The sequence below is a fragment of the Streptomyces sp. NPDC020299 genome, assembly GCF_044387825.1.
Taxonomy (GTDB): domain Bacteria; phylum Actinomycetota; class Actinomycetes; order Streptomycetales; family Streptomycetaceae; genus Streptomyces.
Genome location: NZ_JBIRWL010000011.1, coordinates 316,836 through 340,514, shown reverse-complemented (window position 1 = coordinate 340,514; position 23,679 = coordinate 316,836). Strand labels below are relative to the sequence as shown.

General features: G+C 66.8%; 22 protein-coding genes and 1 pseudogene. 1 reads left to right on the top strand and 22 read right to left on the bottom strand.

Features of this window, described 5'->3' with window-relative positions; all coding sequences use genetic code 11:
• The 8 genes and pseudogenes from ACH45E_RS28150 to ACH45E_RS28115 all read right to left on the bottom strand — a co-directional run.
• Nucleotides 1-653, bottom strand: a 653-nt coding sequence (locus ACH45E_RS28150; RefSeq protein WP_361446928.1) for an ATP-binding protein, incomplete at its 3' end; no start/stop codon positions are given.
• A gap of 94 nt (nt 654-747) precedes the next feature.
• A pseudogene (locus ACH45E_RS28145) lies at nt 748-1,132 on the bottom strand (DNA topoisomerase IV subunit B); the annotation flags it as partial.
• Nucleotides 1,133-1,583: 451 nt separating this feature from the next.
• Complete coding sequence (locus ACH45E_RS28140) at nt 1,584-1,892, bottom strand: hypothetical protein (RefSeq protein ID WP_361446926.1); 309 nt, start codon at nt 1,890-1,892, stop codon at nt 1,584-1,586.
• Complete coding sequence (rfbA, locus tag ACH45E_RS28135) at nt 1,889-2,779, bottom strand: glucose-1-phosphate thymidylyltransferase RfbA (RefSeq protein ID WP_361446924.1); 891 nt, start codon at nt 2,777-2,779, stop codon at nt 1,889-1,891. The genes ACH45E_RS28140 and rfbA overlap by 4 nt, the downstream gene beginning before the upstream one ends.
• A gap of 58 nt (nt 2,780-2,837) precedes the next feature.
• Entirely contained in the window at nt 2,838-4,100 is a 1,263-nt protein-coding gene (locus ACH45E_RS28130) for a class I SAM-dependent methyltransferase (protein WP_361446922.1), read from the bottom strand.
• Nucleotides 4,101-4,196: 96 nt separating this feature from the next.
• Nucleotides 4,197-5,207, bottom strand: a complete 1,011-nt coding sequence (gene rfbB / locus ACH45E_RS28125; RefSeq protein WP_361446920.1) for a dTDP-glucose 4,6-dehydratase — start codon at nt 5,205-5,207, stop codon at nt 4,197-4,199.
• Between the two features lie 33 nt (nt 5,208-5,240).
• Nucleotides 5,241-6,107: a dTDP-4-dehydrorhamnose reductase gene (gene rfbD / locus ACH45E_RS28120; protein ID WP_361446962.1), complete on the bottom strand. Its 867-nt coding sequence runs from the start codon at nt 6,105-6,107 to the stop codon at nt 5,241-5,243.
• A 183-nt stretch (nt 6,108-6,290) separates the two neighbouring features.
• Nucleotides 6,291-7,163: a LysR family transcriptional regulator gene (locus ACH45E_RS28115; RefSeq protein WP_361446918.1), complete on the bottom strand. Its 873-nt coding sequence runs from the start codon at nt 7,161-7,163 to the stop codon at nt 6,291-6,293.
• A 137-nt stretch (nt 7,164-7,300) separates the two neighbouring features.
• Between ACH45E_RS28115 and ACH45E_RS28110 the strand changes: the two genes are divergently transcribed.
• A complete protein-coding gene (locus ACH45E_RS28110) occupies nt 7,301-8,776 on the top strand; it encodes an MFS transporter (RefSeq protein WP_361446916.1) in 1,476 nt (491 codons plus the stop codon).
• Nucleotides 8,777-8,830: 54 nt separating this feature from the next.
• On the opposite strand, the gene ACH45E_RS28105 is transcribed toward ACH45E_RS28110, so the two are convergent.
• The 14 genes from ACH45E_RS28105 to ACH45E_RS28040 form a co-directional block, all read right to left on the bottom strand.
• Nucleotides 8,831-10,000 (bottom strand): alpha-hydroxy acid oxidase, encoded by a 1,170-nt coding sequence (locus ACH45E_RS28105; RefSeq protein ID WP_361446914.1) that lies wholly within the window; start codon nt 9,998-10,000, stop codon nt 8,831-8,833.
• Between the two features lie 55 nt (nt 10,001-10,055).
• Nucleotides 10,056-10,910 carry a hypothetical protein gene (locus tag ACH45E_RS28100; protein ID WP_361446912.1) on the bottom strand — a complete coding sequence of 285 codons (855 nt, stop codon included), beginning with the start codon at nt 10,908-10,910 and terminating at the stop codon, nt 10,056-10,058.
• 86 nt (nt 10,911-10,996) lie between these two features.
• The gene (locus tag ACH45E_RS28095; protein ID WP_361446910.1) at nt 10,997-11,614 is read right to left on the bottom strand and encodes a thiamine pyrophosphate-dependent enzyme; all 618 of its coding nucleotides are present in this window, start codon (nt 11,612-11,614) and stop codon (nt 10,997-10,999) included.
• Nucleotides 11,611-12,129, bottom strand: coding sequence for a hypothetical protein (locus ACH45E_RS28090; protein WP_361446908.1), 519 nt, complete (start codon nt 12,127-12,129; stop codon nt 11,611-11,613). The genes ACH45E_RS28095 and ACH45E_RS28090 overlap by 4 nt, the downstream gene beginning before the upstream one ends.
• On the bottom strand, nt 12,129-13,553 hold the full coding sequence (locus tag ACH45E_RS28085) for a DUF6002 family protein (RefSeq protein ID WP_361446906.1): 1,425 nt from the start codon (nt 13,551-13,553) through the stop codon (nt 12,129-12,131). Before ACH45E_RS28085 ends, ACH45E_RS28090 begins: the two co-directional genes overlap by 1 nt.
• A gap of 65 nt (nt 13,554-13,618) precedes the next feature.
• On the bottom strand, nt 13,619-14,413 hold the full coding sequence (novP, locus tag ACH45E_RS28080) for a demethyldecarbamoylnovobiocin O-methyltransferase (RefSeq protein ID WP_361446960.1): 795 nt from the start codon (nt 14,411-14,413) through the stop codon (nt 13,619-13,621).
• Nucleotides 14,414-14,639: 226 nt separating this feature from the next.
• The gene (locus ACH45E_RS28075) at nt 14,640-15,284 is read right to left on the bottom strand and encodes a class I SAM-dependent methyltransferase (RefSeq protein ID WP_399041681.1); all 645 of its coding nucleotides are present in this window, start codon (nt 15,282-15,284) and stop codon (nt 14,640-14,642) included.
• Between the two features lie 174 nt (nt 15,285-15,458).
• Nucleotides 15,459-16,304, bottom strand: a complete 846-nt coding sequence (locus ACH45E_RS28070; protein ID WP_361446902.1) for an alpha/beta hydrolase — start codon at nt 16,302-16,304, stop codon at nt 15,459-15,461.
• Nucleotides 16,305-16,353: 49 nt separating this feature from the next.
• The gene (locus tag ACH45E_RS28065; protein WP_361446900.1) at nt 16,354-18,012 is read right to left on the bottom strand and encodes a B12-binding domain-containing radical SAM protein; all 1,659 of its coding nucleotides are present in this window, start codon (nt 18,010-18,012) and stop codon (nt 16,354-16,356) included.
• Between the two features lie 81 nt (nt 18,013-18,093).
• Nucleotides 18,094-18,363 (bottom strand): acyl carrier protein, encoded by a 270-nt coding sequence (locus ACH45E_RS28060; protein ID WP_361446899.1) that lies wholly within the window; start codon nt 18,361-18,363, stop codon nt 18,094-18,096.
• Between the two features lie 3 nt (nt 18,364-18,366).
• Nucleotides 18,367-19,872 (bottom strand): amino acid adenylation domain-containing protein, encoded by a 1,506-nt coding sequence (locus ACH45E_RS28055; protein WP_361446897.1) that lies wholly within the window; start codon nt 19,870-19,872, stop codon nt 18,367-18,369.
• Nucleotides 19,873-19,989: 117 nt separating this feature from the next.
• The gene (locus ACH45E_RS28050) at nt 19,990-21,120 is read right to left on the bottom strand and encodes an acyl-CoA dehydrogenase family protein (RefSeq protein ID WP_361446895.1); all 1,131 of its coding nucleotides are present in this window, start codon (nt 21,118-21,120) and stop codon (nt 19,990-19,992) included.
• The gene (locus ACH45E_RS28045; RefSeq protein WP_361446893.1) at nt 21,110-22,156 is read right to left on the bottom strand and encodes a ketoacyl-ACP synthase III family protein; all 1,047 of its coding nucleotides are present in this window, start codon (nt 22,154-22,156) and stop codon (nt 21,110-21,112) included. The genes ACH45E_RS28050 and ACH45E_RS28045 overlap by 11 nt, the downstream gene beginning before the upstream one ends.
• A 31-nt stretch (nt 22,157-22,187) precedes the next feature.
• Nucleotides 22,188-23,672 (bottom strand): nucleotide disphospho-sugar-binding domain-containing protein, encoded by a 1,485-nt coding sequence (locus ACH45E_RS28040; protein ID WP_361446891.1) that lies wholly within the window; start codon nt 23,670-23,672, stop codon nt 22,188-22,190.
• Nucleotides 23,673-23,679 lie beyond the last annotated feature (7 nt).

Below are 23,679 nucleotides of genomic sequence, written 5' to 3'. Positions count from 1 at the left end.
TGGTGCAGGTTCTCCAGGGAGAGCTTCGCGTCCTTGAGGAAGATCTGCCGGTCCGCCCAGTACCGCACACGCGTGCCGGTGCGCGACTTGGGGATTTTGGTGGTCCGGTGCAGTCCCTGGGCGGGGGTGAAGGGGGCGTCGGGTCCAGGGCCGGTGTAGGTGCCGGGTGTGCCGCGGCGGAAGCTGATGACGTGAGTGCGGCCGTGGCGGTCGACCTCGATGTCCAGCCGGGCGGACAGCGCGTTGACCACGGAGGCGCCGACGCCATGCAGGCCACCGGAGGCGGCGTAGGAGCCGCCGCCGAATTTTCCACCGGCGTGGAGTTTGGTGTAGGCGATCTCGACTCCGGACAGGCCGGTGCGGAGTTCGGTGTCCACGGGGATGCCGCGGCCGTTGTCGGTGACTTCCACGGAGCCGTCGTCGTGGAGGATGACCTCGATGTGGTCGCAGGCGCCGGCCAGGGCCTCGTCCACGGAGTTGTCGATGATCTCCCACAGGCAGTGCATCAGACCGCGGCTGTCGCTGGATCCGATGTACATGCCCGGGCGCTTGCGCACGGCTTCGAGCCCTTCGAGCACCATCAGGTGCCGTGCGGTGTAGTCGGAGCCGTCCTGGGGGCGGCTGCCGACGGCCGGGGCGGGGAATGTACTCACGCAGTGCTCTCCTGAGTAACAGAGTGGCGGTGGGGCTTTGGGTCACGCTCCGAGAGGGGCGGGAGCAGTGCCCAGGGTCAGATGTCGGGGAAGCGGACGTCCTTGGCGTGTCGCCGTCCGCCCAGAACGTCAGCGAGGTGCCCGTCCGGGAGGTGGCCTCGTGGCGGGCCGGTGGGGCGGTGGGAGCGCCGTCCCCGTAGTCCTGCGTCCACCGGTGGCCGTCGGTCCAGATCAGACCGCCGGAGACCGCGTACCCGCCGCCCCCGAACTTCCCGCCCGCGTGCGGCACGGTCAGCACCACCCCGACGGCCGGCCGCTTCTCCACCGGGTGCGTCCCCACCGGGATGCCGCGGCCGTTGTCCGCCACCCGCACCCCGCCGTCGGTGATGGAGCCCCCGCTCCCCCGTGGAGCCGATGTACATCCCGGGCTGCTGGGATCCGCGGGTGTCGGTGGCGGTGCGAGTGTCGCAAGTAGTCACAGACGCTCTCTTTCGGGCATGGCAGACCCCGCTCCCGCCCCACGGTGCGGAGCGGCCAGACGACCGGGGGAGACACGGCACGGCAGCCCGAACAGGACCCCAAGGCACACGGACCTCGGGACGTCGCCGACCGAGACGCTGCCGAGCGTACCGGAGTCACCCCTTGCCGGCGGGATGAGAACACCCCTGTACGCCGCTGTGCGAGCCCCGCACCACCTAATCCGATCCCCTCTGCCTTGACCCGGCGAAAATGCGACAGGGGGTCACTCGGGGGGTTTCTCGGTGCCTTGTCACGTAGCACCACGGGCACTATTTCCGGCGTAACCCTCCGCGGGTCGCCAGTCGCGCTGCGTCAGGCCGCCGGCCCTTCCGCACACCCGTGTCGGACACCATCGTCCCCATGACCCGCTGCCGCGGCGTGCCGGCCCTTGGGTCGGCACGCCGCGGACCGTCATTGACTCGTCAGCGCCGTGAGTGCCTGACAGGCCGCATAGCTGGGCAACAGGCCCCGGTCCCGGGCTTCTTCGGCGAGCAGGAGCGCGTCCTGGTCACGGGCGGAGAGCAGCGGGGTCCCGGCGGGCCAGTTGATGGCCAATTCGGGATCGAGCGGGTGCACACCGTGCTCGGATGCCGGGTTGCACCCGTAAGTCGGCGAGCCGACCCGCAGGTCCACCACCACATCGAACACCGCGCCGCGCACGGCGTGCTGCGTGGGGGTGATCTCCCAGGCACCCTCCATGCCGAGCGGGCGAAGTTTCACGACGACTTCAACTCCGGCAACTCCTGATCGGCGAGCAGGTCGAGGAGATACCGGCCGTAGCCGCTCTTGAGCAGCGGGCGGCTGAGTTCCCGCAGCTGGTCGTTCCCGATGAGGCCGCAGCGCCAGGCGACCTCTTCCACGCAGCCGACCTTGAGGCCCTGCCGTTCTTCCACCACACGCACGTACTCCGATGCCTGGACCAAGGAGGTGAACGTTCCCGTGTCCAGCCAGGCGGCCCCCCGGTCGAGCGCGGTAACCCTCAACTGGCCCCACTTCAGATAGGTTTCGTTGACGGCGGTGATCTCCAGTTCGCCACGCCGACTCGGCATCAAGTCGCGAGCGACCTCCACCACCCGGTTGTCGTAGAAGTACAACCCCGGCACGGCGTACCGCGACTTGGGACTGGCCGGCTTCTCCTCTATGGAGACGGCCGTACCGGCCTCGTCGAACTCCACTACCGCGTAGGCCGTGGGGTCGGCTACAACGTAGGCGAAGATCCGTCCCCCGGCGGGATCGCTGTACTGACGCAGCCTGGCTCCCAGGCCCGCGCCATGGAAGATGTTGTCCCCGAGGACCAAGGCCACCGACTGGTCGCCGATGAACTCGGCACCCAGGACAAACGCCTGCGCGATACCCTCGGGCTTCTCTTGGACGGCGTACTCAAGACACAGGCCCAGTTGCGAGCCGTCGCCGAGGAGGTGACGGAACTGGCGCTGGTCCTCGGGGCGCGTGATCACCAGGATCTCCCGTATGCCGGCCATCATCAGCGTGGTCAGCGGGTAGTAGATCATCGGCTTGTCGAAGACCGGTATCAACTGCTTGGAAACAGCCCGGGTGACCGGCCACAGCCTGGAGCCGGTACCGCCCGCAAGAAGGATTCCCCTCAACCAGCCACCTCATCAGCAACCTGACAACGCCTGATCATCGTTGGTGCACCCTTCGATGTCACCACGCCGACTCCGCAGATATCACGCGCGGTTCGGGTATGGGAACAATGAAACGGCCGCCCTTTTCCAGGAACGACTTCTCCTTGTTGATGATCTCCGGCGCGTAGTTCCAGGCCAACAGCAGGTAGTAGTCCGGCACATGGTCGCTTGCTTGTTCCGGCGACCAGATCGGAACTCTGGAGCCCGGTAGGAGTTTTCCCTGCTTCAGAGCTGTTGTGTCGCTGCAGAACCGGATCTCCTGATGCCCCAGCCCGCATGCGGCCAGCAGTGCGCTGCCTTTGGTCGGTGCGCCGTATCCAGCCACTGTCTTGCCCTCTGCCACCAAGCCGCGCACCAGTTCCCGGATCTGCGCGCGCACCCGTTCCGTACGCTCGGCGAATTTCTGGTACGTACTCTCCTCTGCGATGCCCTGCCTTCGTTCTTCCGCGAGCATCTCGGCAACGGCGGGCCGCACCTCATGGCCGGCGGTGGCCGGCGCGGCGAAGACCACGATCGAACCGCCGTGCACATCGGCTGTCTGTACGTCCACGACGCGAAGCCCGTGGGCCTCGAACAGCCTGCACAGCGCGCCGAGCGAAAAGTAGGAAAGATGTTCGTGAAAGATGGTGTCGAACTGATTGTTTGCGAGCAGTTCCACCAGATAGGGAACTTCCACGAAGAACAGGCCATCGGGCGCCAGCAGGGCGGAGACTCCGTTCAGGACTTCGTGGATGTCGTTGATGTGGGCGAAACACTGGCGACCGAACACCAGTCGCGCCGGACCATGTTCGGTCGCGATCTCCTGGCCGACTTCGGTGGTGAAGCCGGCAGGAATCGTTCTGACGTCGCGGTCATTGGCGATGTCGGCGAGATTGCGCGCGGGATCAACGCCAACCACCCGCATGCCGGCCTGCTGGAACAGCTCCAGGTGAGCACCGGTGTTACTGCCGAACTCCACGACGAGATCCCTGTCGGTCAGGCCGACCCAGCGGATACACAGTTCGACGAGCTGTCGCATGTGCTGGATGATCGAGCCTGCGTCCGAGGCGACGTAACGGTAGTGCCCGAAAAGGACATCGGGTTCGATGACATGTCGCAGTGTCATCAGCCAGCATTTCCGGCACACGCCGACATCCAGCGGGAACAGAGTCTCATCCCCTGGGTCGTCTTCCGCGCCGAGCAGGTTTCCGGCCAATGGCGTCGATCCGAACGAGACCACATCAAGCCAGTCGTTGTGCCCGCACACCCGGCACTCGTTGATGGGACGCACGATGTCCTGCATCTCTTCCTCCCCCTCACGGGAATGTCCGACGAGTTGTGGACGCGGTGGGAGACCAGTGACGACGTCCACGAGGCGTCCCTCCGCCCGGCTGCGCCGTCATCTGCTGGCGTCGGTTGGTGAACCCGTCGCTTTGTCAGGATTTTTAAGCGGTTCCCACCAACCACGCTGAGTGCGGTACCACTCCACTGTCTCCGCCAGCCCGTCCGCGAACGCGACACGAGGCGAATAGCCGAGTTCCGTACGAATTTTGGTGGTGTCCAGCGAATAGCGGAGATCATGTCCCAGCCTGTCCGGAACATGCCTCACCATGTCCCAGCCGGCACCACAGGCCTTGAGGATGTATTCGGTCAGTTCGAGGTTGGTCAACTCGGTGCCACCGCCAATGTGGTACACCTCCCCGGGCCGACCACCAAGGAGCACGCACTGGATGGCGCGACAGTGATCCGACACGTGCAGCCACTGCCGGCGGTTGTGGCCGTCCCCATACACCGGAACCTGCTGCCCGTCCAGGAGATTGGTCGTGAACAGCGGGATCAGCTTTTCCGGAAACTGGTACGGCCCATAGTTGTTGGTGCATCTGGTGACCACGACGTCGAGCTTCCGGGTCCGGTGCCAGGCCAGCGCCAGCAGGTCTCCTGCCGCCTTGGCTGCCGCGTACGGTGCGTTCGGGGCCACCGGGGATTCCTCGGTCCAGGCGCCCTCGGAAATCGATCCGTACACCTCGTCGGTCGAGACGTGAACGAACCGTCCCAATCGGTGACGGGAAGCCGCTTCCAGCAGCACCTGCGTACCCAGTGCGTTCGTACGGACAAACGAAGCGGCGCCTTCGATCGAGCGATCCACATGTGTCTCAGCAGCGAAGTGCACGAGCGCGTCGTGTCCGGCGACCACGTCGTCCACCAGATCCCGATCACAGATGTCGCCTTGCACGAACCGGTAATTCTGCAGGTCCGCGATCGGTGCCAGGTTGAGCTCGTTGCCGGAGTATGTCAATTTGTCCAGAACGGTGATGTGGGTTCCCGATGAGCCCGGCAGAGCGCCACGCAAGGTAGCCCGGACGAACTCCGAGCCAATGAAGCCGGCACCGCCCGTCACCAGAAGTCGCATCCGCGGAACCCCCTTTCTCTTGCTCGAGGAGGATTACAATTCATCGTCAGCCAGAAGGGAAAACGACTGCTCCAGAGCGGCGGACCAGTGCCGAATCGGCGTCAGCCCGGCCTCGCGCCAGGCGGCATGCCCCAACACCGTGTACCGGGGACGCAGGTCGCCGCCGGCGACCTGGTCGCTGCGCACCGGGCGGATTCGTCCGGGATCCGCACCGAGCAGCCGGAAGATCATCCGGGCGAAGTCGTACCACGTGGTCTCGCCTGAGCTTGTCCCGTGGAACACGCCGGACGCACCGTGCCGAACGAGTGCCACGATCTGTTGTGCCACATCCACAGTCCACGTCGGCTGGCCCCACTGATCGTCCACCACGTCCACCGTCTTGCGCGTCTGCTCCAGCCGGACCATCTTGCGAATGAAGTTCGTGCCATGTCGGCCGTACAGCCAGGCGGTTCTTACGATCGTCCCGTCGTCCGGCAGCAACTCGAGCACAGCCTGCTCGCCGGCCAGCTTTGTCCGGCCGTATGCGTTGATCGGACCGGTGGTCGCACTTTCGGCATAGGGCCGGCAACTCGCGCCGTCGAAAACGTAATCGGTGGAGAGATGGACCAACCGTATCGATCGATCGCCGCATATCGTAGCCAGCTCTCTTACCCCTCTTCCGTTGACAAGAAGGGCATCCGCTTCACCGGCCTCCGCTTCATGAAATCGCGTCCATGCTGCGCAATTGACGACAGTCGTCGGTTGATACCTGGAGACAACGGCTCGGACAGAAAAGGGGTCAGTGATGTCGAGATCCTGCCGAGTGGCAGCAAGCACTGGTTCGTTCAGCGCCTCCAAAACCCCCACCAAATCCCTCCCGAGCATTCCCCCCGCACCAGTTACTAACCACCGATTCACCATGCGAGCTTCCAGCCCCGCCGCCATAGTTGTCAAGGTGAATGAGTCCGTGGGTGGTTATTGATTGAGAAAGTTTCGGTACTCCATAGCGCTCCCGAAACTCGGCCGCCAGGTTTGACCTGCGGCCGGCGCCAGAAACACCGTTCACGGGATGGACCCGGCGTGGCGGGCCGGGAACACCGGTCGTCAGACGGTCCCGGTCCGGGCGACGGTGAGCAGGTTGAGCACGACGGCACGGCGTACGGGATCGGGTAGCGCGAGTGCGGTGGGTACGAGGACCGCAGGGACGGGCGGGACGAGGGCGACAGCGGTGGGGACGTGGTGGAGGAGGTCTGCGGCGAGTAGGGCCCAGCAGTCTCCGGCGGAAACGGGTCCGGTGAGGAGGTCTTGGGCTCGGGTGAGGGTGGGGCCCTTCCGGGGGGTGAACCCGGCCGCCTGGCAGGCAGCGGTGATCAGGTCGTCGGTACCGGGGCTTTCCGCGCGAGCGTATCGGGCCAGAGGGAGTTCAGCGAGGGTCGCGAGGTCGCCGGCGGAGCCGGCGCGTGCAGCGGGGACGGCCAGGAGCAACGGCTCGTCCCAGAGGTGATGAACCCGCACGCCCGGGGTGGCCTGTGGTGCGGCCACGAAGGCGGCGTCGAGATCGTGGTCGGCGACGGCGGCGAGATGACCGGTTGTCGAGGCAGAGGTCGTCACCTGGAGCGTGATGCCGGGGTACGCGCTGCGGACGACCGCGAGTGCGGCATCGACGCGGGGGCCGAGTCCAATGCTGCTACCGATGCGCAGCACGCCTGTGTTACCGGCGGCCAGGTCGGCGGCCGCGGCGGCGGCACGGTCGATGCCGCGTAGCGCGCGGCGTGCGTGGACCAGGAAGGCCTGGCCGTCCGGGGTGAGTCGGACCCGGCGGTGGGACCGGTCGAACAGCGTGAGTCCGAGTTCGCGCTCCAGCCGCGCGACTTGCTTGCTCACCGCGGCTTGAACGATGTGCAGGGTCTCGGCCGCCCGCCCGAAGTGTTCACACTCGGCGACGGCGACGAAGTAGCGCAACTGCCGAACCTCCATCGCTACCGCCCTCCGCACCTCGATCGATTCCTATCGGTGATTGTTCCATGACCATGTTGGTCATTGATCGGCTCTGGTGGGACCGGCTGAAGTGAAGTCGGCGAGTAGACGTCATCAGCCAAGACGGAAGGGCCGGTATGAGAGAGACCGACGTGGCCGAACCGATGCAGGCAGGGCGCTGGGCAGCGTACTCGGTGTGCCTGCTGGCGGGATTCGTGACGCTGCTGGACGTGAGCGTCATCAACGTCGCGGTCCCCTCGATGCAGGCCGGGCTGCACTTGTCGGCCGGGCAGGTGTTGTGGGCGGCGTTCGGCTACACACTGACCTTCGGGGTGGTGCTGGTGCCCGCCGGGGCGCTGGGCGACCAGCTCGGCAGGCGGCGCACGCTGCTGGTCGGGCTGGGCTTGTTCGCGTTCGGCAGCCTGGCCTGTGGGCTGGCGGCCTCCGGGTGGTGGCTCGTGGTCGCCAGGCTGGTGCAGGGCCTCGCCGCAGGGGTGGTGACGCCGCAGGTGGTCGGGCTGATGCAGCAGCTGTTCGCACGGGGTCCGGAACTGGGCAAGGCAGGCGGGGCGTACAGCGGGATGATCGCCGCGACCACGGCCATCGGCCCGCTGGTCGGCGGTCTGCTGGTCCAGGCCGGCGGTCCTGGCGGCGGATGGCGGTGGGTGTTCTTGGTGAACGTGCCCATCGCGGCGCTGTCGCTCCCCTTGGGTTTGCGGTGGCTCCCCCGCGATCGGCAGCAGGTACGAGGAGTTCGACTCGACCTGCTCGGGATAGCACTCCTCGGATCCGGTGTCGCCGCGCTGATCCTGCCGCTGATCGCGGCTGAGCAGCGACAGCCGTCGGTGCCCTGGTACCTGCTCGGGCTGTCGGCCCTGCTGCTGGCGTGTTTCATCGCCTGGGAGCAGCACTGCACGCGCTCCGGCCGGGCACGGCTGGTCAACCTCGCGATGTTGCGCCAGCGCGACTATGCGATAAGCGCGTTCGTCGGCATGGGCTACTTCGCCGGCTTTGTCGGCATCCCGTTCGTGGTGTCGCTGTACTTCCAACAGGGGCTGGGCTACTCGGCGCTGGCCGCCGGCGCCGTCGGGACCCCCACCGCGCTCGGCGCGGCGATCAGCGCCCCGCTGGCCGGCCGCGTGGTCCACCGGGTCGGACGCCGGCTGGTCGTCATCGGGCTGGCCGCCGTCGCACTGGGATCCGCCGGGCTGCTCGCCCTGATCGGCCACCGCGCGGGCGGCCCTGTGTGGCTGCTCGTGGCCGGGCCGCTGCTGCTCGCCGGCGTGGGCAGCGGGCTGGTGATCGGACCGAACCTGACGCTGGCCCTGCAAACGGTGCCCCTGACCGAGGGAAGTGCCGCCGGCGCCGTCCTGCAAACCGGGCAGCGCATCGGATCGACGATCGGGGTAGCTGTCATCGGAGCCCTGTACTTCGGCTCCCTGACCGCCCACCGCGGCGACCATCTCCGCGCCGCCACCGACGGGCTCCTCGGCTCCACCGTGGCGATCGCGATCACACTGCTGATCACCGTCATCGCCCTACTGGCCACGCGAGATCGGCGTCCGTCCGAGCAGCCCGGCGCCCCGGCCACCGACGGCGGCCGGCCCAACTGAACCCATGTCCGGCATCCGTTCGGTGGGACACCGTCCCCGGTTGCGCCGGCGGTGCTACCCGGGGATGAGCCAGTCCCGGCCGAGATCGGCGACGTCCGAGCAGCCCATGAGCGCCAGGGTCCGGTCGATTTCCTCGCGCAGGATGTTGAGCACGTGTTCGACCCCGGACTCGCCGCCCACGGCAAGTCCGTAGAGCGCCGGGCGACCGATCAGGCAGCCGTCCGCACCAAGGCACAGAGCCTTCACCACGTCGGTGCCTCTGCGGATCCCGCCGTCGATGAGCACCGTGGCCCGGTGGGCCAGCCGGTCGGCGATCACGGGCAGCGCGTCCAGTGTGGCCGGGGCGCCGTCCAGCTGCCGGCCGCCGTGATTGGACACGATGATCCCGTCCGCACCAAGCGAAACAGCGCGTTCTGCGTCATCTGCGTCCAGGATTCCCTTGACGTAACAGAGTCCCTGCCACTGCGCGCGGACCCTGGCGAAGTCGTCCCAGTCGAGTTCGCCGGCCATCATCCGTTCCCGGCGCACCTTGGCCGCGAGCGCACCGGCCGTCACTCCGCTCATCCCGACCAGGTTGCCCGTGAACACCCGTTGGTGGCGCAGGACTTCGTACGCCCATCGAGGGTGCAGCGCGGCGTCCAACAGGTGTCTGGGGGTGAGCACGGGCGGGATGCTCATGCCCTGCAGCCGTTCCGGTTCGCGGTTTCCGAACACCGGTGTGTCAACGGTGACCACCAGCGTTGGGCAATCGGCTCGTCGGCCGCGCTCGAGCAGCCAGTCCATGAGTTCTCGATCGCGCCACGGATAGACCTGCAGCCAGTGTCCGACCGGGCTCGCCTCGGCTACCTCTTCGACGGAATAGGACGCTGCCGTGCTCAACACGATCCTGGTACCGGCTGCGGCCGCACCGCATGCGGTGGCCAACTCGCCGCGCCCGTGCACCAGTCCGTTGATCCCGGTTGGCGCGATCAACACCGGGATCGCCAGCTCGGTGTTTCCGAACCGGGCAGCCGTTTTCCGCCCAGCGGAACTGCGCAGCACTCGTTGACGCAGGGACCAGCGGGCGAACGCAGACCGGTTGGCCGCCAACGTGACGGAATCGTCCGCGCCGTTCTCCACGTACGCCCACACCAGGTCGGGCAGGACCCGCCGGGCGGCCGTTCGGTACCCGGCAATGCTGATCGGCCGGCCCTGCTTCGGCAGAGCGAACCTGATCGCACCCACTGGCACCCCCCGAGGAATTCACCGGCCAAAAGGGAATCGACTCACTCGTTCGCCGTCAGCGAGTGGGCAGTTCAGTCACATCGGGTGCCGGCCGCCGCGTCGGGACCACCGCGTTGAGCAGAAACAGTTCGCAGTCGGGGGCGGCTGATCTCAGCGCCGCGTTGGCCGCGCGGATTCCCTCCACCTCATGCTGATCGAACAGCAGTGCCAGCGTGGTCCCGCTGTGCGCGACCGAGACTCCGTAACTGCCACAGGCATCCGCCACTTCCCTGGCAACCTCGAAGTACCGCTTGTACACCCGCCGCTGGTTGACCTCGGCGCTGATCACCGCGGCCCGGCCGATCAACGCGAGATCACCCAGCCGGAATCCCCGGTCCACCAAGTCGAACGCCAAGGCCAACCGCTCGCTCTCGGCCTCGGTACAGGGAAGCCGCCGCATGGTCACGGTGTCCACCGCGCCACCCTCGTCCAGCACCAGCGCAGCCATCGGCGGCGGGTCGTCGTAGCGCAACAGCACCTCGCCGCGGATGAAGTCGAACAGTGTGGGGACCGGATGGCACACCGCATCGGACGGCTCCAGCTCGCAGCACAGCCGCATGATGTCGTCGTCAGCGAGCGGCACGCCGAGCCACCGCGCCATCGCCCGGCACAGCGCCGTCAGGTCCGCGGAGCTGCTCGCGTGTCCGCGGCCCTCCGGGATCATCGAGCTGACCAGCACGTCCAGCCCGACATCGGCGGAACTGGCCCCGACCAGCCGGTCGAGCAGCACATCGCACATCCGGCGGACCTTGGCCTTCGACCGTGGCCACACCCGGACACCGGGCAGGTAGGAGCCACGCACGACCACGTCGCTGTACCAGTCGACGGGGAAGGTCACCATCAGCTCGCGGCCGTCGACCGTGCCTTGCACGAGCTCGCCGCAGGTACCGACTGCTCGTCCGCGTCCGCTCTCAACAGGCTGCATCGACCTTCCAGTTCTCGACGGCCGCCGGCCGTTCACACGACGGGCAGTTCGGACCTGGCCCGCAAGCCCCGGCAGTGCGTGCGGAACCGAGCCGCGTATCCGGCCAGGCGGCCCTCGATCCGGCCGGGGACGTTCTGCCCATCCGACGCGACCGGCAGGCGCAACAGATGTGGCCGGGTGAGCTCGCCGGCGAGGAGGCCGGCCACCACGGAGCCGACGCCGTCGGCCGGTGGTGGGGACAGCACCAGATAGCCGAGCGAGGCCGCCCAGGACTCGATGTTCCCGACCGGCGGGGTGGGCTGGGCACCTGTGGAACTGTACGCGCGGTCGTCCAACACGATGTGGATCAGCGGCAACGCGGTGAACTCGGCGGCCAGCAAGAGCGCGCCGGGATTCATCGCCAACGCGCCGTCCCCGTCGACGACGATCACCGGTTGGGACAGCCCGGCCGCGACGCCCGCGGCGACACAGCCGGCCAGCCCCATGGAGCCGACCATGTAGAAGTGCCCGGGCTTGTCCTGGATGTCGTGGGCGATACGGCAGGCATAGCCGGTGGTGAACACGATCGGCGTGTCCCCGGACGCGCCGATGATCTCGGCGATGGCTGCCACCTTGGTCTGCGGCGAGTGCGTCACCGTGCGGATCGTCACGGGCGCCAGCCGAACAGTCCGGGGGCGATGAGCAGGAACCGCGGTTCGTCCACCTTGGTGGCGAGCCAGTCGGCTGTGGCCTCTGTCAGGTCGGCGCCGTCGGCGAGCCAGCGGAAGTCCGCGTTCAGACCGGCCAGGATCGTCGGAGTGAGCGTGCCCATAGCACTGTTCTCCTCAGTGTTGTCCGGGGCCATGCCCCGGACGCTGATGACCGTGACCACGTCGAGCCGGCAGGGCATGATCAACGACGCGAAGGCGTTGACCGACTGGCCGAACCCGGAGTTCTGCATCAAGACCACCGGCTGCCGGCCGGCCAGTGCCGCGCCGGCCGCGACCCCGACCGCGGAGTCCTCCCGCGCGATGGTCCGCATCCCGCACGCGGCGTCGAGCTCGCGGTACAGCTGGGCGAGTACGCCGCATGGGGTGCCCAGGAACGGACCGGACCGACCGGTCGTCAGGATCCGCGCGAGCCGACCGGCCACGTCCTCAGCAGGCTTGACAACCGATGTACTCATCAACCGCCCTCGCCGTCCGCCTGGATCGCACCGCCGATGAGCGCGCGTACCTCGTCCGGGGTGTTCACCTCGATCAGCCGACTCCGGTCGATCTGGTCGAACTCACCTTCGGAATACGCGCCCGAGCCATGGATGACCACGTCGGCACCGGCGGGGATCACGTCACGGTCGATCGCGTTGAGGCAGCCGACGGCGGACATCACCATGGCCCACTCCCGCAGCTGGCGGGGGTCCTCCGGCAGTCGGTGGAAGTCGGCGCCGCGCAACAGATCTCGGACGAAGGCGTATCGGTTGACGCACTCCGGCAGGGAAACCACGATGCCATCGCCGCCGTGGTCGGCCACCAGTCGCCGGACCGCTTTCGTCGTCGGCGGGTTGCGCGTGTAGAAGGTCCGTTCCAGACGCTCGCCGGGTGAATAGCAGTACTCGGGCAACCGGGAATCGGCATCCGCGGGCCTGGTCAGCAAGCCGTCACCGGCGGCCCGGTACAGATCCCGGACCACGGTCTCGATGTCAATGCCGGTAACGGCGCTGACGAGATCCGGCGTCTCCAAGTGCTGCACCAGCAAGTAGCGCTGCGGCACGTCGAACCGGACACCGTCCTCGGCCGCCATCTGCCGGCCCAGGTCGTGTCCGAGGAAACCGTAGGCGCTGGAGACGGCGTGGGTGTGCCACCGCTCGCCGACAGGCGGGAAGCACTCATACTCGAACAGTGTCCGAATGAAGTCGGCCACCATGTAGTTCTTCGGGTTCAGCGTGTACCAGACTCGAAATCCGCGCAGGACAGGATCGTTGGCGACCAGGTCATCGATGGCGGCCGTTGTGATCTTCTTGACGTGTTCACGCTCGGGGCCGGAGTAGACGCCCATCGGGTTGGCCGCGTGCAACGCCGGATCGGCATCGAGGCCGGAGGCCCACAGTTTGGGCAGTGAGCTGGCCGGCACCACGGTGACCACGCGCAGCCTGCTCGGGTCCGACAGGCCGACCTCGTAGGCGCGTAACACCGCGTTCCGCAGCGCCACCGCCTTGTTGGCCGCCGACGGGGTCACCAGCAGCACCGGCTCGCCGGTCAGCTCGGTATGCCGCACCGCGCGGGCCACGATCACTGAGGAGCCGAACGTCTTCGTGGTACGCGTGCCCGGGTTCTCGGTCAGGTTGAGGAAGTGAAGCCGACGTCCTCGGTATTCGCCGAGTTCGCCGGCGGAAATTGCGCTGACCGAAAAGAACTCGTCCAGCTCGGGGCCGAGTTTGGGAAGTTGCCAGCTCGGTTCGAACCAGGAACCGGTACTGGCCCACGTGGTGTCGATCCGCTCACTGGCCACGAGCAGATGCTGGTAGTAGAAGCTGAGAGAGTTAGGGACTCGATGCAATACCCCCGTGGCTGAAGAGCCCTGCACGGACCGATGTTCTGAGTGAGTACACATTACGGGTCACCGCATTCTGATCCGGGTCCGCGATTAGTGTTCTTGTGCCCTCCGTCGCCGTGGGGCTACTTGGTGCGCTGCCAGTAGACACCGTCGCGGTCGATCCTGATCAGTTCGTCGGCGATGTCGTACCGCGCACGGTATTCGTCCACCGCGACTTTGCACGGCGGGCACATGAGGTAGTCGTCCACGATGACGTAGCCACCGACGGACACCTTCGGGTAGAGGTTGGTCAGGGTATCCCAGGTGGATTCATACAGGTCCCCGTCCATCCGCAGTACGGCGAGCGCGTCGATCGGCGCGGTGGGCAGCGTGTCCTTGAACCAGCCGGGAAGGAACCGCACCTGCTCGTCGAGCAGGTCGTAGTTGCGGAAGTTGCGCCGGACCTCGTCCTCGGACACCGCGAGCACCGAATTCCGCCGATGCAGCGCCATCTTCCGGTCGCCGGCATGGCCGTCCTCACCGACGTCAGGAATGCCCTGGAAGGAGTCAGCGACCCACACCGTCCGGTCGCGCACGTCATGGGCGCGCAGAATTCCCCGCATGAAGATGCATGCTCCCCCACGCCACACCCCAGTTTCCACGAGGTCACCGGGGACATTGTTGCCAATAACATCCTCGACACATTGCCGAATGTTTTCGAGGCGTTTGATTCCGATCATCGTGTGCGCGTTCGCCGGCCAGTCGCGTCCCTCGTTGCGGACCTCTTCCCGGTACGTCGAATCGCGATGGGAGAAGTTTTCCCGGTGCGCGGGATCCTCATACACCGTCCCGGCCAACACCTTGATCAGGAGGTCCAGATACAGCGATGAGTCGCTGTCTGTGCCTGGGGTGGTTTCTTCGGGCTCAGATTGGAGTATGTGTGCCACGCTGCCTACGATAGGTGCCACCTCCAGCCGGGTCCAGGTGTCTCGGCTCAGGAGTTTTCACCTACCGTGCTTACACCGCGAGTTCGGTGAATCCGTAGCTGACGACTCGATGCCAAAATTCTTTATCTATCCGCCGTCTTCCCTTCGGCGTGGCGAGCAGGACGGGGGCCGGCCGCTGTGCGGCCGGCCCCGGCAGCCCGGTGACGCCTTCGACCACTCAGGCGGCGGCCCGACGGGCAAAGCACTTGACCGTGGGAACGCCGTAGCCCCGGTCATCGACCCAAATCCTCTGCTCGGACACCGGTGTCTCACCGGCCGCCTGAGCCAGGGCGTCGCGGTACTCCTGGAGCCGGGGCGCGTAATAGTGAGCCAGCGCCCAGGCGGCCTGCATCTCCGGGGCCCAAGGCCGCTCCTTCAGAAACCGGACCCACGTCAGGAACTGGGGCTCGTCGAAGTCGCTGAGATGCAGGAAGGAGACGTTGAGGATGGCTCCCCCTGGCTTGACCAGGCGCAACATGGTGTCGAACCCCGCCGGGAGCCGGGTGAGACGGTGGAACGCGTGCCGCGAGACCACCAGATCCGCTTTCCCGAGCAGATCCTCCATGCCGGCCGGGGACTGCGCGTCCCCGTGACGGAATTCCAGCTCCTTGCCCTGCTCGGCGGCATACTCCCGGGCGATGCGGACCATGTCCTCCGAGAGGTCGACACCGACCAGGTTCAGCGAGGGGAACCGGGAGGTGAGGATGATCTCCAGCTCCCCCGAACCACAACACAGGTCGACCACGGTCTGGCCATCGGCGATGCCGGCGCCGACCAGCAGGTCCACGAACTCGTTGTACCTTTCGAACGCCCGGGAGCCCATCCGGTGAAAGGCTTCGGCCTGGGATCCCGTAATCGGTTCAATCTTCATCTCGATCCCCCTACTGCTGCGTCAGTGAACTGATCTCAACGATGGGCGGGGTGAGCGGCCCGATGTGCCTCGCCGATGCGATGGTGTGAGCCGCGTGGTGGGCGTGATGCCGGTCGGTTCCGGATCCTAAGAACCGTTGTGCGAGCGCGTTTTCGTGAACACCTCGAACAGCAACTGGGCGAAGGGCTCCGAATCGGTCAGGAAGCCGGTGTGGTCGCCGGGAAAGTCGACGAGTTCGGTGCCGAGTTGATCGGCGAGTGCGACCGCCGTGCGGTGGAAGAGCGCCCCCTGGGCCTTGGATCCGCCGGCGATGACGATTCGGTCGGCAATGGGTCGCAGCGCGTCGATGTCAGGCCGGTAGCGGGTAGTTGGGCGAAGGGTGAAATGGAAGAGCCGGTCGAGGATGGTCCACACGTCCCACGGGGCGGTGAACTCATTCGGTCCGGGCGGCTCCGGGGTCGGCCGGTGCAGGCGGATGTCGGCCAGGGCGAGGTACTTCTGCAACGCCGCGGGGCGGTCCTCACGGTACATGTCGCATATCTCATCGATGGCGGCGCGCAGCTCTACGCGGTCGGTCAACAGCTCGAGCAACGGGGGCTCGTGGGCGACCAGCAACCTGACCTGGTCAGGGTGCTGGGCAGCCAGCGCGAGCGCGGTCACACCGCCTCCGCTGCTGGCGAACAAGTACGCCGGCCCGGCGTCGAGCGCCGAAATGAGCCGGTGCACGTCGTCGGCCATCAACTCGGGGATCGCGTCCTGGTTCGGGTCATCCGCAGGGCTGCTGTGGACCCCACGGGGGTCGAAGGTCACGACCGTGAAGTGCTCGGCCAGCGGCCGCGAGATCGGCGCGAACCCTTTGCAGCCCATGGGTAGACCGACCACGACGAGCAGGGGACCCGCTCCTTGGATCTCGTAGTGCAAGCGCGCGCCAGGCACTCCCAGGCCATACGCCACCGGTCCGTGGTTCGCCATGCTCAGTCGGTCCTTCCTGCTGTTGAGAAGTGTGTTGTCTCCAGTGGGGTCACGGGGTCGTCGAGAGCTCGCGGATCATCTCCTCCGGCACCGTGACGTCATCGAACCAGCGTCCGCCGAAAGGGCGGGGTATCGGGAGGATCTGGTCGCTGGAATAAGCGAGGATCTTGCGGTTGTAAGCGCGCATTTCGTCCCGCAGGGTTGCGGGAAGCCGGCCGTCCAGGGAGAGAGCGTGATCCATCTCCGCGAGGAGCCGCTTGGTCTGTTCAATCGTCTTCAGCACCGCTTCGCAGAACACGCTGGACAACACACCGTGCTCGCCCTTGATGCTCACCAGCCGCTCGATCGCCTCGTAGGAGACATCCTGAATATCGCGTCGGCTCAGCCACTCGGTCTCGTAGTTCAGCCGACGGTACCAGAGCGGTTCGACCATGGCCTGCCGATGTTGCTCCAGCGTACGGTGGTGGATTCGGTAGCCGTACTTGTCGGGCTCCTCGAAGAATCGGCAGCCAGGGTCCAGGAAGGGCACCATGGGACAGATGAGCGGAAGGACCGATGACCCCGCGAATTTGCTGATCAGGCGCTCCGAGTAGGCAACCGTGTCGCGTACGGACTGGCTGTCCTGATAGGGCATGCCGATGAAAAACCAAATCATCACGCCCTTGACCCCGGCGTCCAACGCGCGTGGAATCCATTCCTCCATCTCGGCCATCGTGTATGTGCCGCGGCCGGCAGCCTTGCTGATCTTCGGGTCGTGCGACTCGGGGGAAAGCATGATGTACGAGTCCGTGGAAGCGCCCATCTTCTTCAGCGTGTCGCCGGGCGTCAGGTTGAACTGCTCGAAGAAGACACTCCGGTACCCGAGGTCGCGCACGGCATCGAGATATGTGTGCATCCTCGTCTTGCCTTCCGAGTAGCACTGGAGGGCGTAGATGGAGGTGTGTCTGGCCGCCTCCCCCATCGTCTTGAGCTCCTCGACGATCAGGTCGTTGTCCTTTCGTACGAGGGTCCTGTCCACCTCCATGATGTTGCGATAGGCGAAGCGAGAGCCGCCGCACCAGCCGCAGTCGTGGGCGCACCCGGTGTTCGGCAGCGTCATGATCAGCTTGCTGGAAAGCGGCGTCACAGGCGTGTTCTGGTAGTAGGACCAGTCGTTCCTGACGTTGTTGTAGTCCGTGGTGGGTTTGTGGCTGAATCCTGTGGTCTCGACCTGATCTTTTTCCTTGTAGAGGAGGTTGGGTATGGAGCTGAAGTCGCGGCCACCCCGGACCACAGCCTCGACCAGCTGGGTGACGGGGGCGAGCGTGTCGTAGCCCTGGACAACGACGTCCACCTGCGGGTACCGGATGAGTTCCCGGGCAAAGTAGGTGGCCGAGATGCCACCGAAGACGATCAGCGACTCCGGATGAATCCGCTTTACCGCCTTGGCCAGCTCGATCGCACCGTTGCACTGGGTCATCCAGTGCAGGTCGAAGCCGAAGACCGGTGCTTCCAACCGCCCGATCAGTCGCTCGACGTCGAGATTCGGGTGCTTCAACATCAAGGAGGCGATATTGACGATTTGGCAGTCGAGGTCGTGGTCGGCCAGCTGTTGCTTGATCGAGAACCAGCCGATGGGATACATCTCGTAGACGGACGTGACGTTGACACTGTCGCTGTCACTCAGGTAGGCGAACAGGATGTCGTCACGGTCCCGGAAGTCGTACACGCTGGGCGCATGTAGCAGGAACATGTCCGCGTTTAATTTCAATTGGACATCCAGACTATGTGTTGGCGAGGACGACAGTCTTCACTTTCGCGACAGGCTCTCGTGCACAAGCTCACTCAGGGTGCGCACGGACTTGAAGGTGGTGGCGGTGACGTCGATCAACGGCACGTGGACGCCATAGCCCTCCCCGAGGTGCGCGACCAGAATGGCGGTGTTCAGGGAGTTGAGTATCCCGAGCTCGAGCAACGGGGTATCCGCGTCGAGCTCGCCCTCTGGATCCCCGGCCAGGAAGCTCTCACGGATGAAGGTGAGCAGCTCGGACGAAATGTCTTCTCGGGTCTGGGTTGTCATTTCTCACCCTTGAACTCTCTGTGCGCCGTGGAGTGGTGTCTGCAGAGCCGCGAGATCGAGCTTCCCTCGATCGTTGTGGGGCAGCCGGTCGACGAAGCGGATGTCACCGGGGATCATGTGCGGTGCGAGTCTGTCGGCCAGGTGCCGACGCAGCGCGACGTTCCCGAAACCGCCTGCCTGGCTTCGGACCACGAACGCGGCCAGGACCCGGTCCAACCCCTCGCCCACCGCGACGACAGCGGCCTCGGCGACCCCCGGGTGGGAGTACAGCGCCGCGACGACATCTCCGAGTTCGATCCGGTGTCCGCGGATTTTCACCATGCCGTCGCGGCGCCCGAGGTAATCGAACGAACCATCCGGCCGGACCTTGGCTCGATCGCCGGTCGCGTAAGGGCCCTCCTGCGGCTGTCCGCCCCAGTAACCAGCGAAGACTGTCGGCCCGCTGACGACCAGCTCGCCCTCCTCACCGGGTTCGGCTTCCGAACCGTCGGCGCGGCGAGCCCAGACCCGGTCGCCGCTGCACGGCCTGCCGATCGGGACTGGCAGGTCGCGGGCAAGGTCCGCGGGGCGGACCTCGTGATAGGTGCACACGTTGGTCTCGGTAGGTCCGTACAGATTGAGTAGCCGGGCGTCGGACCAGGCGGCGAGGGCCCGGAGAGGGCCGATCGGAAACGGCTCGCCGGCGAACAGCAGCGCGCGGAGCGTCTCGGGCGCGGGCCGGTCGAGCAGACCGCCGTCACGCATCATGAGGATCAGCGCGGAAGGCACGGAATACCACACGCTGATCCGCTCGCGGTGCAGGAACTCGACCAGCCGTTCCGGGGCGTACGCGAATTCGGCGTGTATCAGACACACGGCCGCCCCCACGGTGAAGGCGGCATAGAGGTCGAGGACGGACAGGTCGAACGAGAGCCCCGCATGGTTGGCGAAGCGGTCCTGCGGGCCGGGGGCGAGTTCCGCAACGGCCCAGTCGATGAAGGCCAGGGCGCTGCGGTGGCTGATGCAGACGCCCTTCGGTGTCCCGGTCGAACCCGAGGTGTAGAGGATGTAGGCGAGATCGTCCGGTTCAACGCACGTGTTCACCGGTGTACGCGGGAGAGCGTCGGGCCCCGGCGCGGCGTCGAGGTCGACGCACGCGAGGCGGTCACGAAGCGGGCTCGGCACCCGTGCGGACAGGTCCTGCGGAGCGCACAGGGCGAGCGCCCCGGACTCGCGCGCGATCACCACGAACCGCTCGGGGGGAGTGAGGGGATCGACCGGGATGTAGATCGCACCGAGGCGCAGGGCCGCCTGCATGGCGGCGATCGCGCCGGCGGACTTCGGGGACCAGATCAGCACTCGGTCCCCCTTCCCGATTCCCTGGCCGGACAGCCTGCCGGCCAGGGCGTCGGCTCGTTCGTCGAGTTCCCCGTAGCTCACCGAACCGGCGGGTCCGACAACCGCAGGAGCGTCGGGTGTGCGAGCTGCGGAGGCGGTCAGCAGGTCGTGGAGGCCGCGCCGATCACTCATGCTTCGGCTCCTGGGTGCAGTAGGAAAGGTTGGTTGGTCATGTGGAACGCGTGACGGCACGCAAGGCTCTGGTCCTGCCGTCGGAGATCATGTGCTGAACCGGTTCTCGACCGACCCTCATAACCCCATGCTCTTCGCGACAACCTCCCGTTGAATCTCCGTCGTCCCCGAGAAGATGTTCAGCGGTACGGCGTTCTGCAGCTGCTGGCCGATTCCGTCTGCTGCCAGATACCCCCGCGCACCGAACACCTGCACCGCGTCCAGCGCGTTGGCCACGGCGGCCTCGGCGACTGCCGTCTTGGCCAATGCGGCCGCCTCCACGGCCGGCCGGCCTTGGTCGAGGTACCAGCACGCGCGGTACAGAAGCAGGCGGCTGGTTTCCAGCCTCAGCTTCATGGTGGCGAGCCGGTGGGAGATCGCCTGGAAGTTCCCGATGCTGCGGCCGAACTGCTTACGGCTCTTGGCATGGTCCACGCACTGGGCCAGTTGAACCTCCATCGCACCCAGGTAGATCGCGGGCAGACAGGCGCGTTCCCAGGTCATGGAGCGTTGGAAGACGCTGTTCCCCTGGTTCTCGGAGCCCAGCAGACAGCGGCCGGGAACCTTGCAGTCGGTGAACTCGACCTGCGCGGCGGCACAGCCGTTCAACCCCATCTTGGCCAGCGGGGAATCGACCCGCAGGCCGGGCAGGGTTCGCCGGACCGCGAACGCCGACATCCCCAGATAGCCGGCGCTCGGTGCGGTGGCCACGTAGGTGATGAAGACGTCGGCCAGCGGGGCGTTGCTGACGAAGGATTTCCTTCCGTTCAGGACGTAGCCGTCACTGTCGGCCACGGCTGTCGTGGTGAGTCTGCTCAGGTCCGATCCCGCATCGTCCTCCGTCATCGCGTTCGCCGCGATCACGGTTCCCGAGGCCAGTCCCTGCAGCAGCTCGGCCCGCACCGGTTCGCCCGCGTGATCGGCCAGGACGGTACCGCAGGCCAGCAGGTGTGCCGCGATCCCGAAGGCGAGACCGGTGTCCGCGCCACCGGCGCAGAACGCTTCGAGGCACAGCGCCGTGTCCAGAGCACCGAGCCCGCCGCCGCCGTGTTCCGCGGGCAGGCACAGGCCGGTCATGCCGAGTTCGGCCGCGGCCAGCCAACTGTCCTTACCGGCGATGCCGTTGGGTTCCGTGGCCGGCAGCTTGCCGGCGCCCGCGCGAATGTGGTCGACGCGCTGTCGCTGCTGTGGGCTGAGGTCAAAGTCCATCGGGCCGGGCCTCCTGGTTCCGAAAGGCGGCAGTATCGAGGATTCGGATGACGGCCGCCTTGTACGTGACGCCAGGCGAGGAACCGCACAGCAGCAGGTTGTCGCCGGGGCCGACCTCGCCCGTCGACAACAGGTGGTACAGGGCAGCGAGATGGTCGCCGGCCCCGAGGTGGCCGGTGGTCCGGCTGAACTCCCAGGTCGAGCGTTCCAGCGGGAAACCGAGGATCTTCAGGTAGGAGGCCGCCGCCTGACGCGGCATGCTGTGGATCACGACGGTCTTGATGTCGCGGGCGTCCACCCCGGCCTCGTGGAGTGCCTGGCCCACGCACTCCACGTTGTGCTTCTGGTGACCTAGGAGGAGCTGTATCCAAGTGCCGTCATCGGTCGCCCGCTGCTGGAATCGTGCGGCTCTGGCACCGTAGTCCAGAAAGGTACCGGTGGTGGCGCCGGGCGGGAAGAGCGGCTCGCCGGCCCGGTGGACCTCCTCCATCCCGGAAAAGGTGGTGGTGCATATGGACAACAGCTCCGCGAACCCTGGGGAAGAGCCCAGCACCACCGCGCCCGCGCCGTCGCCCAGGTAGGCCAGCCCTTCGCCGGGGTTCCATCTGTCGATCAGCGGGGTGCCGAAGTTGTCACTGGCGGTGATCAGCACCCCGCCTGCATGAGGTGCGCATTTCACGTAGGGGACGGCCAACTCCATGGCACTGAAAGTCCCGTTGCAGCCATGCCTGAGTTCCACAGCGAGCAGATCGTCACCGAGCAGGTGCCGCTGGAGATAGTACTGAGGCCCCCATCCGTCGGGTCCCTGGTGCCAGACCCCGGTGTGGAGCAGCAGTCCGATGTCGTCGGCGCTCAGTCCACCGCTGTCGAGGGCCTGGTGCGCGGCGATCAACGCGATTTCGGCAGGAGAGACATCACCGGCGACGGACACGCCGGTGATCCCGGAGGCATCAGCGGATTCCTTCGAGACGAGCCCCTGCCGCACTGCGGCATCGACGCTTTTCGTCTCGGGCCGGAAGACTCCGATCCCTGCCATGTACGTACCCGATGTCCGCATGTGCCGCGCCCTATGCCTCGGCGGCGGCGCCGCCGCCGTCCCGTCGCAGGACAAGATCCGCGATGGAACGCAGCGAGATCGCTCCGCCCAGACGGGTGCCGGCCGTCCAGTCGATGTGGAACTCCTTGCCCACGTTGTCGAGCAGCAGCGCGAGCGTGAGCGAGTCCACCCCGAGGCTCACCAGCGGTGCGGTGGCAGACACCGCGACACCCGCCGGCCGCTGGTCCCAGACGTTGTTCAGCAGCGTTTCCAGGCGAGTGAGGACGTGCTCGAGCTCGGTGCGTCCAGTGACCATGTCGCGTGGTTCCCGTCGATTGTGTTGCCGCGCGAGGGCCAGGGCCACCAGGTCCTGGACCACCTCGGTCGGTTGCGGTCGGCTCGCGTTCTCCTCGGCGAGTTGTGCCGAGATCGCCCGGTGCGGGCCGTCTTCGGTGATCAGCGCGCAGGCTGCTGCGATCCGCGCCAGGTCATCGGTGTCGTGCGGCAGGCTCGTGCCCGCGCCGACCGCGGTGATCCGCTCCGCATTGGCGAAGTGGTCGGCGAAGTGCGGGATGACCAGTTGCGGCACGCCGAACGCCGCCGCCGCCATGGTGCTCCCGGAGCCACCGTGGTGCACGATCGCGGTGCAGGTCGGCAGCAAGTCACACAGCGGGATCCTCGCGGCACGCACGCCGCCGGGCAAGGGCCCCAGCAGCGACCGGTGGCTCTCGTCGATGGCGATGACCACCTCTTGGCCCAGCGCCACCAGTTCGTCCAGCAGCAGCCGCCACAGCGGTGCGACCCGCGGATTGCGCCGAGGCAGGGACGTGCCCAAGGTCAGGCATACCCGGGGCCGTGGCGACGGCCCGGCCAGTAGCCAGTCGGGCACGACGGCCGGGCCGTTGTAGGGCACGTACCGCATGGGCATGGTCGCCACCGAATCCGGCGGCTGGAGGCTGTCGGGGCACACGTCGATCGTCCTGGCCGGCTCTGTCCACGGAGGCAGCCCGAGTACTTTCAGTTCTGAGTCCAGAGCCGCGGCCGCGGCGCTCAGCAGTCGCTCCGGCGGGATCAGGCCGTAGGAGTGCCGCACCCAAGGCACGCCGGCGATCGTCCCCGCGACAGGCCCGGCCAGCTCCATGGGTTCGGCGATCACCAGGTCCGGGTGCCACGCGTCGACGAGTGCACGGACGGCGGGCAGCGCTCGGACACCGATCTCGGCGCACCGGTGGCCGGTCCTCTCAGCCGGGCTCACCGGACCGCCGGACAGGCCGGACAGGCCGGACAGGCCGGACAGGCCGGATAAGCCGGACAGGCTGACCGGTTTGAACAGCTCGACCGGGTCAACAGGGTCCCGCACGGCCGCGGCAGGCAGTCCGGCTCCGGTCACCACCGGGAGAAACTCACGGTCGGTGGCGACCAGCACGGTGTGCCCGGCCGCCTGTAGCGCCCAGGCGAGCGGCACCATGGGAAACAGGTGGCCGATACCGGGCAGGCTCGTGAACAGCACTCTCATCGAATGA